Source organism: Aequorivita nionensis, assembly GCF_046352995.1.
Classification (GTDB): domain Bacteria; phylum Bacteroidota; class Bacteroidia; order Flavobacteriales; family Flavobacteriaceae; genus Aequorivita; species Aequorivita nionensis.
On the sequence record NZ_CP130281.1, the window covers coordinates 1,629,437 to 1,643,477 of the forward strand.

Here is a 14,041-nt window from a genome sequence, read left to right on the forward strand (position 1 = left end):
CATTATAATCCTGTTTGATAAGGACCTCTCGACTGCAGTTCGACTGCGCTCAGAACAGGCTATTCGAGGGGGCATTTTATTTCGAAATAACCTCAATGGTCCTCTTAACCTCCTCCGCAATCTTGCGTGCTTCGTTGAGGTCTTTGTTTACTATGGTTACATGGCCCATTTTTCTAAAAGGGCGGGTTTCTTTTTTGCCGTAAATGTGGGGCGTTACGCCTTCCATTGCGAGGATTTTTTCTATGTTTTTATACACTACCGCGCCTGTATGGCCTTCGGCGCCAACTAAGTTAACCATAATGCCGCCAACTTTGCTGTCGGTATTTCCCAAAGGTAAATCTAAAATAGCTCTTATTTGTTGCTCAAACTGATTGGTATAACTGGCTTCTATGCTGTAATGGCCGCTATTGTGGGGCCTTGGCGCTACTTCGTTTACGAGTATTTCATCGTCTTCGGTTTGGAACATTTCTACCGCCAAAAGACCTACATGTTTAAATGCTTCGGAAACTTTTGTTGCCACAGCCCTTGCTTTTTTTGCAACTGCTTCGTCTATTCTGGCAGGGCAGATTACGTATTCCACCTGATTGGCTTCGGGATGGAATTCCATTTCAACTACGGGATAGGTTTTTACTTCCCCGGAAGGATTTCTGGCTACTATTACTGCCAGTTCATTTTTAAAGGGAATCAATTTCTCTGCAATACAAGCGCCTTCCGAAAGCGGAATAACATCTTCGGCTTCGCGGATAATACTTACGCCTTTACCGTCATAACCTCCGGTGCAGCTTTTCCAAACAAAAGGAAAGTGCAATTCCTTCCTAACTATCGCTTCGTTTAGATCGTTTTTGTCTTTAAAAACTTTAAAAGGCGAAGTTGGTATTTGATGTTCTTTATAAAACTGTTTCTGAATTCCTTTATCCTGAATATTGCGAAGCGTGGCGGCGCTTGGATATACTTTTATGCCTTCGCTTTCCAGCTTTTCAAGCGCTTCAATATTTACACCTTCAATTTCAAACGTGAGTACGTCCACCTTTTTTCCGAAGTTATAAACCGTTTCAAAATCCATCAAATCGCCTTGCTGAAAATGGTCTGCTGCTATACGGCAGGGAGCTTCGGCGCTAGGGTCTAGAACGCTGGTGCGTATGTCCCATTTGCGGGTTTCGTAAAGCATCATTTTGCCCAACTGCCCGCCGCCTAGAATGCCGAGGGTGAAGTTGGTGGAGAAGTAGTTCATATCAGTTGTGGGTTGTGGGTTCTCAGTTGTCGGTTGTCAGTTGTCAGTTGTCAGTTGTGTTGTTGTTGTTGTTGTTGTTGTTGTTGTTGTTGTTGATTTTTTTGGCTCTTGACTCTTGACTCTTGACTCTTGACTCTTGGCTCTTGACTCTTGGCTCTTGGCTCTTGGCTCGTCGCTTTTCGCTCGTCGCTTTTCGCTAGTCGCTTTTCGCTTTTCGCTTTCTGCTTTTCGCTTTTCGCTTTTCGCTTTCTGCTTTTCGCTCGTCGCTTTTCGCTTTTCGCTTTTCGCTTTTCGCTTTTCGCTTTTCGCTTTTCGCTTAAATCGAATGCAAAGATAGTAAAATGTGAGTAGGTGAATGGGTGAGTTTGTGAGTATGTGAATTCCTGAAACTTAAGACGTGAAACGTGAATCGTGAGACGTTATTCTTTATAGTTTTGGATTAGGGGTGCTATTGCCGCCATCTAAACACATTTTCCAAATACCGTCCGTTTTCTTTTTCCAGATGGTTACATAATTGCCGTAATATGTTGTGTCTGGTGTTTTGAACTGCCAATCGCCCCAGCTATATCCTAACTCGCCAGATTTTGCCACTTCTCCATTTATGGGTTGCCAAGTGATGGTTTTGATGTCATTATCTTTATCAAACGAATTTGCAAAAGCCGTTTTTCCCACTATAGGTAATTGCCCATTGCCAAGTTTTACAAAACTGCTATCGGCAACGGTTAAAAGCGCGTTATTGAAACCAATTTCAGTTGCAAGCTTACTGGCATCGGTATCTGCCTTTATAATTTGTTGCAAGGATTGGTCTTTGTTATTTTGAGTTTGCTCATTGCAAGCCCAAAAAATTGCAAAAACGAGTAGATATTTTAATTTCATAATTTTATTATTTAAACAATATTATAAGAGACGCCTTATGGTTGAATAAGTTACGGAAGGGTTTGGGATTGATTCCATTTTTTCCTCTTCTCTTGGAAGAAAGTGGAATCGTATTCAGATATTATTCTTTTTGGTTTATATTTGAATAGGTTGTTATATAAACTTTGAATATTTCAATGCGCACTAAAATCTAAATTTATGAAAAAACTGTTCTCTTTACTGTTCATTTCACTATTGTTTTTGGGTTGTAAAAGTGATGATAATGACAATGTTGAAGAACAGGAGCAATTAGCAATAATTGGAAATTGGCGGCTCGTAGATTGGTATGACGATGTTCCGCGGGATATTAATGGCGATGGAAATGCCTCTACCGATCTGTATTCGCAATGGAACGGCTGCAGAAAGGGGAATATCTTGGTTTTGAAAGAAGATTTTACAACACGCTTAATTTATACCGGCACCAACAATAATCCTAAATGCCCTCCTGGATTGGAGACCAATGATACATTTACCATAGAACCTTGGTATTATGACAGTAGCTACGAGGAATTGGTTTTTATGGGAAGTGATTATTTAGACCCTTATGAAATTATGGAGTTGAACGATACCACCCTTGTGCTAAAGGGCTCGGGCATTTTTACTTGCTGTGATCCGAATATATCTTATTTTACCGATGGCTACTTAAAATTTCAGCGGGAATAGTTTGGCGATAATCATTGGCTTGTTGGACGGTTGGATTCTTGGATAGTTTGATATTTTTACCTGCAACCTGCAACCTGCAACCTGCAACCTAAAGCCTAAAAAGCGTAGTAACAATAACCCCTTTCCCATCATTTAAAACAACAGCCGATAATTCCCGCTCTTCTTTCACCTCAAAATTAAAGTGTGGTGCTAAAATGTTTACCCCACTTTGTATTTTCAATCTATTCCCTTGTCCGGAAATAATATCCTTATTGGGAATAAAATCGCCTTCGGGAATGTGTTCTGTTAGAATAACATATTTATATGCAGCCAATTTGTTTATAATACTTTGTATTTCGGCATTGGATAGATGTTGAAGCACCTGCCGTAGTATTGCACAATCGCCAGCAGGCAAATTAGCTTCTGCGATGTCTAAACACTGGAACTCTAAATTGGGTGCTTTAAAGGTTTCTTTATTGTGCGCTATCAGGCTTGGTACTATATCTACTGCAACATATTTTTTAGTGTGATGAACCAATTGTTTGCCTACATTAAAATCGCCACAGCCTAAATCGCATACCGTTAGTGGGTTTTTAAAAGAAATTAAAAATGAGCTTACTGCGGCTATATATGGCTCCACTATTTCTGGATTGTGCGATCCCTCTCCTGAATAGAAATCTGCATTGTTGCCACCCCAAAGGTTCTTTTCATAAATCTGTTCCATGGCGCGCTTTGTGGGCCAGGGGGTTTTTGGTTTTTTGGGTTGGTTTTCTTTCTTCTCCACGAATAAGGAATTGGTGTTCAAATGTACTATTAAAAAGCTGTAAGCTTAAAACCCAAATGCTTCGCCCCCTTTTAAGGGGGAGATCCGCCACTGGCGGAGAGGGGGTGCTTCTTAAGCGTAAATCAGCACGTTCATCACTCATTCACAAACTCACAAACTCACAAACTCACTCATTCACAAACTCACTCATTCACAAACTCACTCATTCACAAACTCACTCATTCACAAACTCACAAACTCACATATTCACCCATTCAAAAAATTACAGCCTTCGGCATACAGTAGTAGATGTGACCTTTAAACAATTTAAATGTAGGAAAAACCACACACTCAAGTAGCGTTGGGCTCCTCTGAACGACCCCATTAACGGCGATTTTAATTTTATCGTTTAGGTTTCCTCTCAATGACCATATGGATGATGGATTGCACCGTCATTGCCGAAATATTTTGGCGATGGCCTTACCTATTTCGTCCAGTTTTTCCAAAGGTTGTTTTATTGTGGCATCGGTTAAATCAATTCCATTTCTATCGGTTTCCCTTTCTTGTAAAGGATAAATAATTATAAAACTATTCTGTTTAAAGCGCTCATTTAGGTACTTTGGTATTTCAACCATACTATTTTGGTAGGAGGGATTGTTTTTTCTGCTTAAAACAACAATTATATTATCATCCTTATGAAATTCCTGTGACAGTTTTAAAAATTCCAACCAATTGTCGCATTCCGTAAACTGTGCCTCAATTGGATATTTTAGGTGTATATCCTTTATAAATTTCAAGGTTTCCTCAGTAGCATAGAATGATAATTTGGCACCGGAATTTTTAGCAATATTCCATAATTTCACTAACCAATATGGAAACCCAATTTCCTTTTCTGCCCTGCTGGGAACTATCACCACATGTCTTTTTATGGTTGCCAGGGGCTGTACCGATTTATAGATTAAGGTGGTTGTATCGCATTTGCTTAAAATACCTTCAGAGAGCTGCCCTAAAAAGGAATCAGATATGCCCTTGCTTTCGTGTAGGCCTAATATCAAATCGGTTATTTTCCGCTCTTTTACAACGCTTATTATTCCATTTACTATGTTGAGATCATACCTAAGTAGTCCGTGCAGGATGGTATCGGTTGCAGAGGCTGTTACAGTGGCCCGGGTGAGTATTTTGTTTGCTATTTTGTCTGCGGAGCCATCATTGTATTGGTTGTAAATTATATTCAGGGCGTAGAGACCATCCTTATTTTTAGATGACTTTATAATCACACCTAAATTTACAAGTTCGTCCGTATTCTCAATGTTGTTAATAGGAATCAAGATTTTCTCTTCTAACAAATACTCATTGTCCAAAGTGCCATATGCCTCTGCCAGTGCAATGTTTTTTGCCCCCCGTTGCGCTACGAACGAAGCAATGGTACAGGTAAAAAGAATCATAAGGATAGTGCCGTTTAAAATATTTTCACCTAGCAAACGTATGGGTTCCCCAGTGGGGGTCTCTCCGATGACTATGGAATAACCCACCAAAACCGCGGCAAGGGTAGCTGCAGCCTGCGCATTGCTCAATCCAAAAATAATGCTTCGCTCATCAACGGAAAGTTTGTAGGTTTTTTGCGTGAGCCAAGCTGCAATAAATTTTGCCAAGGTGGCAACAACAATCATTACGGCACCTACTTTAATTGTTTCCCAATCCTTAAAAAACACACTGTAGTCAATGAGCATGCCCACGCCAATCAGAAAAAAAGGAATAAAGATTGCATTGCCCACAAATTCTATTCTATTCATAAGGGGTGAGGTATGGGGAATAAGCCTATTAAGGGTAAGTCCCGCCAAAAAAGCCCCAATAATGGCTTCAATTCCCGCCAATTCAGCCAATACTGCCCCCAAAAAAACCATCATCAGCACGAAGATGTATTGTGAAACGCTATCATCAAATCTTTTAAAAAACCATCTGCCAATAAGGGGGAATAGCACTATCACAATCAGGCCAAAGAGCAAAATGGAAATGGAAAGGCGTATCCAAAATTCCGTGTTTACTTCACCAGTGGTCATTCCCACAATTATGGCCAGCACCAAGAGTGCCAAAGTATCGGTAATCATAGTGCCTCCTACGGTAATGTTTACGGCCCTATTTTTTGCGACGCCAAGTTTACTTATCAGCGGATATGCAATAAGGGTATGGGATGCAAACATACTTGCCAATAAAATTGTAGAGGCCCAAGATAACTCCAGAACCCACCGTCCCGCCAAAATACCTAACCCCATTGGAACAAGAAAGGTGTACATGCCAAAGACGAAACTTTTGCTGCTATTCTTTTTAAAATCGGCCAAATCTATTTCCAGCCCCGCTAAAAACATAATATATAGCAGGCCCGCAGTACCCGAAAGGATGATGCTGCTGTCGCGTTCCATTAAATTAAAACCGTGGGGGCCAATAATTGCACCCGCAATTATAAGTCCGAGAAGGGGAGGTATTTTAATTTTATTGAGAACAATTGGGGCAAAGAGAATAATTGCCAAAATCAATAGGAACTTTATTACAGGATTGGTAAGGGGTAAGGAAATTTCAAATACGTTCCAAATTAGCATGGTATAAGTGGACCTAAAGTATTTGTGGGCTATATTGGAATAATCTATAGCTATTCTAAGGCCGAATAAAATTAGCGTATTTCTTTTATAATATACAGTTGGATGAAAAAGAAAATTTAGTGATATGGGGTTTGTTTTTTATTCGGACTTTGGAAGTCGGTGGCTTCCCAGCGAGCGCTGCGCGGCAAATCGAAGATTCAACGGAGTTAATCTCATGAAACTACTTGCCTTCATGTATGGAACTACGCCTGAACAGATTGCTTCAGTCGTAAATTCCTTCGCAATGACGTCTGCAGATGGATAGTGGAGAGTTCCGATAAAATTCAAAATAATAAATTCTAAACTTAAAACTTAAAAGTTCCAATCACAATTAACAATTCCACATTTAAAAACAGCTTGGAGGACCCAAAAAAATTTCGTTCGTAGTCTGGGGGTATAGTGTTCGTAGTTAGTTTAGGTACTTTCGTAGAATTATGCCTAAAAAATTTTGATAGTTCAACAGACCAAAATAAATTAACTGCTTTAAAGCACGATTAAGTTTTAGTGAAATTAGCGGTTAAAAAAAGTGTACAAAACAATGCTTTCACTTGCATTACCCCCCCTTTCACATGCCCAGAGGGGATATTCACATGAAAACAACCAAAAAAATTTGATATACCTATTGTGATTTATAATTTTCATATCTAAAAATTAAAGGATAGTATTTTTTATAAATGTTGATAAACCATAAAGTGATTAAATGCAATTATTCTGAGTGGGAGGCTATTTTACTGATTCCGGAGGGTATTTCCTTGATTGGGGCAATGAACGTGATATTAATAAAAGAAAACGATTATATTTTTACGAAAATAGGTTAATTAGAAAATAAGATGTTTCAAAGGAGTGTGGGTAATATAATCTAAATGACTGTAAGGAATATCAAAATTGAAGAGAGGGCTATAACCGTATGCAGTGTATGGTTTAATCATACAATTTCAAAAATTTAGAAGTTTAGATTTATCAATATATTTTTTATGATTCATCAACATCTAAATCAAAAAAAGGCGATTCCGCCGATAAATACGGAAAACCCTTCCAAGAAACGAGGGGTTTATAAACCGGATTTAAATAAATAGCAATTATGTTTATGTGATTGAGCAGAAGTTTACGATGGAAAAAGAAAGTACATTACGGGTTTTGTTGGTTTCGGATAAGGTGTCTTATCTCAGAAACTATCGAACGGCCTTTGAGAGGATTGAAAACTCCTCCCTAAACACTTCCTTTGCATTTACCGAACAGGATGCCTACGATACTGCTCTTAATTTTATAAAAAAAATGGATGCGAGCGAACTGTTTGATGTTATCTGCCTACAGATCAACATTCCTCCAGGAATCCATAGGCAACAGGAGGATGGCAGTAACTTGGGAATTTTGCTGCGCCGTCGCTTTCCGGAGGCCATAATTATTCTGGATGCCAACTTCTCCATCACCTACAATTATTGGAACCTCCTTAAGCTAGTAGATCCCCAGGCCATTATTGGCGATGATTTTGATTTAGTTTCCGAACTTCCAATGCACTTAACGCAAGCCCTTAAAAGGCCACGCTATATTTGCCCCAGCATGCAAGCTGCGGTGATGAATCATTTATGTTGCAAAATTGATTTGGACGCCTTTGAGCGAGACCTACTATTCGAACTCTCCAAAGGAACGCGTATGGCTGCCCTGCCAGATATTTTGAATATGTCCATCAGCACTATTGAGAAACGCAAAAAGCGGTTGAAGGAACGCTTTGAGGTGGAAGGGGAGGACGACAGCATGCTTATCATAAAGGCCAGAGAGAGTGGTGCACTATAAACCCTCTTTATGTAACTTCCCTCAAAAATTTCCATAAACTCCGCAATAGATATGCGGAAAAATAATCTTTGAACGCTTTGTAACTACCTAATTTTATGAATGTTAAAGAAACATTTATTTAATTATGGGCTTTACAGTACCTTATATAGCAAGCGTAAAACGGAATGCAGCAGTTGTGGTCTCCTATCTGTTTGTGTTATTGTTTTTGTATGCTGCCGTGAGCAAGCTCTTGGATTTTGAAACCTTTGAGGTACAATTGGCACAGTCGCCGCTTCTAAGTGCATACGCTGGTGTAATTGCATGGGCAGTTCCTGGTTTGGAAATTCTTATTGCCGTTTTATTGACCCTTCCAAAATATAGAATCCAAGCCCTTTATGCTGCTTTTACCCTAATGGTGATGTTCACGGCCTATATCTATATCATACTTAATTTCTCCGACTTTATCCCCTGCTCCTGCGGTGGGGTGCTGGAAAAATTGAGCTGGACACAACACCTTATTTTTAATGTAGTTTTCATAATCCTGGCGGGGGTGGCGGTCTTTTTTACTGCGCAAAGGAATAATAAAAAGACTTTGCTTTTACTTGCCACCCTTGCCATTTTTGGAATTGCTACCGTTACGCTGTTATTTGCCTTTTCTGAAAAGAAGATGCATCGAAATAATGCGTTTCAAAGAAGATACCCGCATCATCCTGCGAATGAAGTAGCGCGTCTGGACATTGGTTACAATTCCTATTATATTGCAGGCATTACCAAAGACAGTGTCTATCTTGGCAATACTACTGCTCCCTTACATGTATTGTCCATAGATAGGGAGCTACAGGATTCAATACACCGAAATATAAAAATTCCCAATACGAAACTCCCATTTAAATCTCTTACAGTCGTAATTGGAGATAGTCTGTTTTATTTAATGGATGGGAGTGTTCCGCTTATTTTAAAAGGAACGACCTCCTCATTAACTGGAACAAAACCATTTCAGTTAGACCAAAAATTCTTACGGGCTGCGCCGATGGGCAAAGATGATTTTGTAGTGCGGGGGTTTGATCCCGTTACAACGGCCAATGTATTGGGAAAGGAAAGGGTTGGGGATTCTATGATATCCACTCATTATCCTAAGTTAGTGACAGCTTATGATGATCCCTTCTTTGATACGGACGGCCTCCTGCTATACAACCAACAATTGAAAAAAGTGATTTATGTGTATTTCTATAGGAATGAATTTGTCGTTGCCAACAATGATTTCTCGCTTGCTTATATCGGAAAGACCATAGATACCATTTCACGGGCGCAACTGGATGTTAGGACCATTGCTTCCAAAAACGAACGAAAAATGGGGAAGAATCCAATCTTTGTGAACTTACTGGCCTCCACCTATGGGGAATATCTTTTTATACAAAGCGACCGCTTGGGAAAATATGAATCAGAAGAGATTGTAAAATCAGCCTCCATTATTGATGTCTATAGCCTAACGGACCAAAACTATTTGTTCAGCTTCTATCTATACCATAGCGGACTTAAAAAGCTTCATGAATTCAAGGTTGAAGGCAACGACCTTTATGCCCTTATTGATAATTACCTGATTCTATATAAACTCAAAGATGATAATTTCAACGCAAAAGGAGGGAACTAAAAATACTATATAGTGAAGGGGTGAGACCGAAAACCTTTAGAAAAGAGTAGGTCATTATACTTAATTTTCAAAATTTTAATATTATGAAAAACCTTAAAAAGAAGTGGCTCTTGCCCGTTATGGCAATTGCCCTTGCAGTTGGTGGTGCGTTTGCAACCAATGCAGCAAAAGCGGATAGTAGTTTATCGACTATCGGCTATCTCAGTGTCCATAGACCATGTGACACTCCTGTAACTTGTGGAGAGACTGGTCTCCCTGGATGTACCATTTCAGGGTTTGGAGAAGCCTTTGGTATGGAAAACAACTGTACCCGTGTATTGTTTAAACCCAATTAAAGTGGTTTTGGAAAGGCTGGTTAGAAATAACCAGCCTTTTTATTTTAATGGGGACGTGTCATCCAGTCTGGAGCGGCTGTATCTTTAAGATAATGGTCGAACCACTCCCGAATGCGGTTTGTCAAGTCAATTTGATTTTCTGAATTTTTCATCTCGTGGCCTTCCTCTGGGTATAACAACATGACGTGCTCTTTGCTTAATCTTCTCAGGCCCACAAACATTTCCACGTGCTGTTCCCAATTAACGTTGCTGTCATGCTTTCCTGCCCATGATAAGAAGGGAGTTTTTACATTTTGAAGCTGGTGGATTGGGGAATTGCGTTCGTATGCCTCCGGAATATTAAAATAACTATCCCCCATACGCCATTGTCCCTTTTCAAAACGCGGGTATTGTGGCCTATCCCATATCCACGCCATAGAAAGATAAAAGCTAAGCATATTGCTTGCGCCCGCACCCGAAACAACCGTGGCAAACAAATCAGTTTGGGTCAGGATAAACATAGATTCGTATCCACCAAAGGAATGGCCATACAGGCCTAATTTCTGTTTATCAATAAAGGGATATTCCACTACTTTTCTTACCCCGGCAGTAACACATTCAGTTGCCGATATTCCAGGATCGCCAATTTTATACACTATATCAGGATAAAAAACAAAATAGCCTTCGGTGGTATAGTTGGAAACGGAAAAGCCGATTGAATTGTGTTGGGTCGGATTATGGTAATGGTGCAGGTCATCTGATAGCTGCTCATAGCAGAAGGTAATCATTGGGTATTTTTGTTGTGGATCAAAATCTGCAGGGTAAAACAGCGCTCCCTTAAGGGAATCACCATTTGGAGTAGTGTATGATACCAATTCGGAATGGCCCCATTTGTACTTGAAATGCTTCGGATTGGATTGCCTTATCTCCAGCGGTTTCGCATTTTTTATATCCCTATACATTAGTTTTGAAGGCATGTCATAGCGTTCCTCTGTATAAACCAAGTGCTGTCCGTTGTTAGATGCTCTCAGGTCCTTGATAAAGCTATCCTTAAAAATAATTTCTACTAATCCTTTTTTGCTTGTGTAATTAAAATAACCTGTGCTTTCGGTGTGGGTATTTCTGGCGGTTATGAAGACGCCCTCCCGAAGATTAAATAACTTGGCGGTTTGTGCTTCAAATTTCGGATATTCGAATCTGCCATCAGCAAGGCGGTAGAGTCTGTAGATAGTCGATCTTTGCTTGCCCTCCGTAAGTTTTTCTGCCTTCTTTCCATCTGGGGTGATTGCCCAAATATCGTATTCATCATAAAGGAGAATTTCCTTTTCATCGGTGGACCAACCTGGGTTGCCGTAGGAGGGTGGGGGAAGGTCCCTGCTTGTTTTGGAATTGGAGAACCCTGCTTTTAAATTAACCGTAATATTGGTGCGTTTATCCTTTTCGGAATCATATACCCACCAATTGCCTTCTTTAAAATAGGCCAAATATCTGCCCGAAGGGGACATCTGGAATTCAAATCCGTGTGGTTTCTCCACTACTGGGGTATGCCTTCCAGTCTCAATATCATAAACATCAATGGTTGAAAGCGGCTCACTTTCCTCATAGGAAATAGAACGATCCTTAAGGCTATAGGCATAGGCATACTTTGCGTCAGTTCCAAATAATGTACAAGTGTGTATGGAATCACCAAGAAATTTCCAATGGTCTTTCTTGGGTCGCCAGTTTATCATCATGGAAGGATTGTAAAAACTTTGCTTTGAATACCCATACCCAGGATATAAAAGCTGATCCTTGGTGTTCCAGATTTCAACCTCCGCCTCCGGTTCAACTTTGGGATTAGGCGGTTCCGTTTTCTTTAATTTCACATAGAAGAAAAGCTTGGTGCCTTCTGCCGAAAATAAAAGCGTAGGCCTTCTGTCTGTGGTTATATAGAGCTCTTCCGAATCGGCATCAAAGACCTTGTGATTGTTAGGATCTGGTACGTTTCCAAAGAAGTGTAAGCTTGTATAGTTTGTGCCGGCACCTTGAAAAAAGGCTAGACCAAGACCGGAATCAGTCCAAGTAAGATTGCTAAATGCGTCTTCTTTGTTGCTAAGAAGGAGAGTCGTTTTTTTGGAGTTTAGTCCAAGCACTATTACTTTATTATCATTCGTTTCCTCCTGAACAAAGGCTATATAATCGCCCGAAGCATTGTACTTAAACTCTGTTACATTGGGGTATTTCGTAACTGTGCCGTTCCCTAGCCCCTCAATAATAAGCTGCGGCTTTTCTGCTTCTGGTTGCTGTTGCAAAGAGGCCACAGTCTGTGAATTTGGGGAGCACATATACCAGGTTACATTAGGCACAAGTTTCTCTTCTCCATTCCGTAAATTGACCCTCCAGAATTTGTTGTCGCGAGTGCGAGAGAACATCCAATTCCCATCGGCTGAAAAATCCCCAAAAAAAGCATTGGGAAGGATGTGCTTTGTCTTTTTTAAAATATTTTCCACCACCAGCGTATCTTCCCCTTCTTCGTAATACAGGCCATAGCTAACCCACTTGCCATCGCTTGAAATCTTTTCCAATTCTAATGTATGCCAGCTTTTATAATCCGCCACGGTAAGCGTTTCCTTTTTGTCGGCCTGCCCCCAGAGAGGGCAAGCCAAACAAAAACACAGGAAAAAAACTACATTGTGAATGCTAATCCAAGGTAATCTATAGGCTTTAAATTTGTTCTTCATCTCAATATCCAGGGTTTTGGGGTTGCAGGTTGGGGTTTACCAAAAGTTCCTTTTCGGGAATGGGCAACAGCCTATCGGTGGTATTCCACCCCGGTTTAATAGGGCCTAAAGCTTCATCCAATTGGTTGGTGCGTTTTAGGTCAAAAAAGCGATGGCCGTGTTCGGTGAACAATTCCACCCTTCGTTCCTGTAAAATGGCGGTTAGCAATTCACTCTCTGAAGTGGCAGTAGTATTGCCCAAGCCAGCACGGATTCTAATTTTATTGATGTCGGCCTGCGCTCCCGCAATATCGCCCATTCTTGCACGGGCTTCCGCCCTTATAAGATATTGTTCTGCCATTCGGAATACTATGGAATATTCCTCTGAGCTGCTGGCCCCAAAGCCCAATTTGTACTTATAGGGAAAATACCAGATATTTGTTCCGTCAGTAACTTCCCCCACCCAATGTTCCTTTCGTAGGTCTGCAGGTTCAAAGGCCATTGCCAAAGTATTGCTCATTGCGAGGGTGAAGGGAGGGGCTGCAAGTACAATAAAGGTCTGTGCCTCTAATGTATTTTTGTTTGAATCATCCGGGCTGAACTGCCATAGGGTTGAGGCGCTTGTTTTTAGGAAGACATTTTCTACGTTGGGCTCCCATCCATTGCTATCAATTACCTGTGAAGCGTATAGCTCTGCCTCCTCCCAATTTTCGTTATATAGCTGTATTCTGGCCAATAGGGCGGTGGCGGTGCTTGCCGTGGGACGAACATGTTCACCACTGCTGTCCGTTTCCGGCAACAAGGCTTGCGCCTGTAAAAGATCGGCAATAATCAACGCATATACTTCTTCCGTAGCCTGGCGTGGAGCCGATTTGTTTTCCAAATAGTTGGTGGTAGTAATATAAGGGATATCACCAAAAAGGTTTAACATGTAAAAATGCACCAATCCCCGTATAAAGAGTGCTTCCCCTTTAAACACCCTTTGTTCTTCTGTTGAAAAATAGGGGGAATCGGTAACACCTTCCAGAATGGCATTGGCTGCATAAATTTGGTTGTATGCTCCATTCCATAATTCGGCTACAAAGGGATCATTGCCTGCCAAGGTATTTTTATAAAACTGTTCCTCGGGCAGCCCGAAAGGACTGTAATAGTCCATTTCATCAGTATAATTCCCCAAAAGGTTAGAAAGCCCTTGATGGTCGCCCGTTAAAAGAACCTTGGTTCGTAGGGAGGCATAAATCCCCACCATGGCAGCCTCAACTGCATTGGGGTCCTGAAAAAGGAGCTCTCCCGTAAGCAGATGGTCTGGGGTTTCAACTTCGAGATTCTCGCAGGAGAAAAGCAAGAGCAGCAAGGAGAGCAAGAATATATTTTTGAAACTACGTTTCAATAGTTGATTACTAGTTTTCATAAGTTC

General features: G+C 40.7%; 10 protein-coding genes. 4 read left to right on the plus strand and 6 right to left on the minus strand.

The window, feature by feature from the left end; all coding sequences use genetic code 11:
• Window positions 1-76: 76 nt before the first annotated feature.
• Entirely contained in the window at window positions 77-1,231 is a 1,155-nt protein-coding gene (gene purK, locus Q2U82_RS07380; RefSeq protein WP_410007043.1) for a 5-(carboxyamino)imidazole ribonucleotide synthase, read from the minus strand.
• A 426-nt stretch (window positions 1,232-1,657) separates the two neighbouring features.
• Window positions 1,658-2,107 (minus strand): YybH family protein, encoded by a 450-nt coding sequence (locus Q2U82_RS07385; protein ID WP_410007044.1) that lies wholly within the window; start codon window positions 2,105-2,107, stop codon window positions 1,658-1,660.
• Window positions 2,108-2,305: 198 nt separating this feature from the next.
• Between Q2U82_RS07385 and Q2U82_RS07390 the strand changes: the two genes are divergently transcribed.
• On the plus strand, window positions 2,306-2,809 hold the full coding sequence (locus tag Q2U82_RS07390) for a hypothetical protein (protein WP_410007045.1): 504 nt from the start codon (window positions 2,306-2,308) through the stop codon (window positions 2,807-2,809).
• 88 nt (window positions 2,810-2,897) lie between these two features.
• Here the strand turns inward: Q2U82_RS07390 and Q2U82_RS07395 are convergent, their stop codons facing one another.
• Window positions 2,898-3,572 (minus strand): class I SAM-dependent methyltransferase, encoded by a 675-nt coding sequence (locus Q2U82_RS07395; protein WP_410007046.1) that lies wholly within the window; start codon window positions 3,570-3,572, stop codon window positions 2,898-2,900.
• 431 nt (window positions 3,573-4,003) lie between these two features.
• A complete protein-coding gene (locus Q2U82_RS07400; RefSeq protein ID WP_410007047.1) occupies window positions 4,004-6,148 on the minus strand; it encodes a cation:proton antiporter in 2,145 nt (714 codons plus the stop codon).
• A 1,149-nt stretch (window positions 6,149-7,297) separates the two neighbouring features.
• Here Q2U82_RS07400 and Q2U82_RS07405 point away from each other — a divergent pair.
• From Q2U82_RS07405 to Q2U82_RS07415, 3 genes are all read left to right on the plus strand, one after another.
• A complete protein-coding gene (locus Q2U82_RS07405; protein WP_410007048.1) occupies window positions 7,298-7,981 on the plus strand; it encodes a helix-turn-helix transcriptional regulator in 684 nt (227 codons plus the stop codon).
• Between the two features lie 124 nt (window positions 7,982-8,105).
• Window positions 8,106-9,611 (plus strand): MauE/DoxX family redox-associated membrane protein, encoded by a 1,506-nt coding sequence (locus Q2U82_RS07410; RefSeq protein WP_410007049.1) that lies wholly within the window; start codon window positions 8,106-8,108, stop codon window positions 9,609-9,611.
• An 83-nt stretch (window positions 9,612-9,694) separates the two neighbouring features.
• Window positions 9,695-9,946 (plus strand): DUF6520 family protein, encoded by a 252-nt coding sequence (locus Q2U82_RS07415; protein WP_410007050.1) that lies wholly within the window; start codon window positions 9,695-9,697, stop codon window positions 9,944-9,946.
• Window positions 9,947-9,990: 44 nt separating this feature from the next.
• Here the strand turns inward: Q2U82_RS07415 and Q2U82_RS07420 are convergent, their stop codons facing one another.
• The gene (locus Q2U82_RS07420; RefSeq protein WP_410007051.1) at window positions 9,991-12,645 is read right to left on the minus strand and encodes a prolyl oligopeptidase family serine peptidase; all 2,655 of its coding nucleotides are present in this window, start codon (window positions 12,643-12,645) and stop codon (window positions 9,991-9,993) included.
• A 1-nt stretch (window position 12,646) separates the two neighbouring features.
• Window positions 12,647-14,035, minus strand: a complete 1,389-nt coding sequence (locus Q2U82_RS07425) for a RagB/SusD family nutrient uptake outer membrane protein (protein WP_410007052.1) — start codon at window positions 14,033-14,035, stop codon at window positions 12,647-12,649.
• Window positions 14,036-14,041 lie beyond the last annotated feature (6 nt).

Excerpts from the sequence above, each read along its gene's own strand:
- purK (WP_410007043.1), bottom strand. The coding sequence starts at position 1,231 with ATGAACTACTTCTCCACCAACTTCACCCTCGGCATTCTAGGCGGCGGG.
- Q2U82_RS07385 (WP_410007044.1), bottom strand. The coding sequence starts at position 2,107 with ATGAAATTAAAATATCTACTCGTTTTTGCAATTTTTTGGGCTTGCAAT.
- Q2U82_RS07390 (WP_410007045.1), top strand. The coding sequence starts at position 2,306 with ATGAAAAAACTGTTCTCTTTACTGTTCATTTCACTATTGTTTTTGGGT.
- Q2U82_RS07400 (WP_410007047.1), bottom strand. The coding sequence starts at position 6,148 with ATGCTAATTTGGAACGTATTTGAAATTTCCTTACCCCTTACCAATCCT.
- Q2U82_RS07405 (WP_410007048.1), top strand. The coding sequence starts at position 7,298 with ATGGAAAAAGAAAGTACATTACGGGTTTTGTTGGTTTCGGATAAGGTG.
- Q2U82_RS07410 (WP_410007049.1), top strand. The coding sequence starts at position 8,106 with ATGGGCTTTACAGTACCTTATATAGCAAGCGTAAAACGGAATGCAGCA.
- Q2U82_RS07415 (WP_410007050.1), top strand. The coding sequence starts at position 9,695 with ATGAAAAACCTTAAAAAGAAGTGGCTCTTGCCCGTTATGGCAATTGCC.
- Q2U82_RS07420 (WP_410007051.1), bottom strand. The coding sequence starts at position 12,645 with ATGAAGAACAAATTTAAAGCCTATAGATTACCTTGGATTAGCATTCAC.
- Q2U82_RS07425 (WP_410007052.1), bottom strand. The coding sequence starts at position 14,035 with ATGAAAACTAGTAATCAACTATTGAAACGTAGTTTCAAAAATATATTC.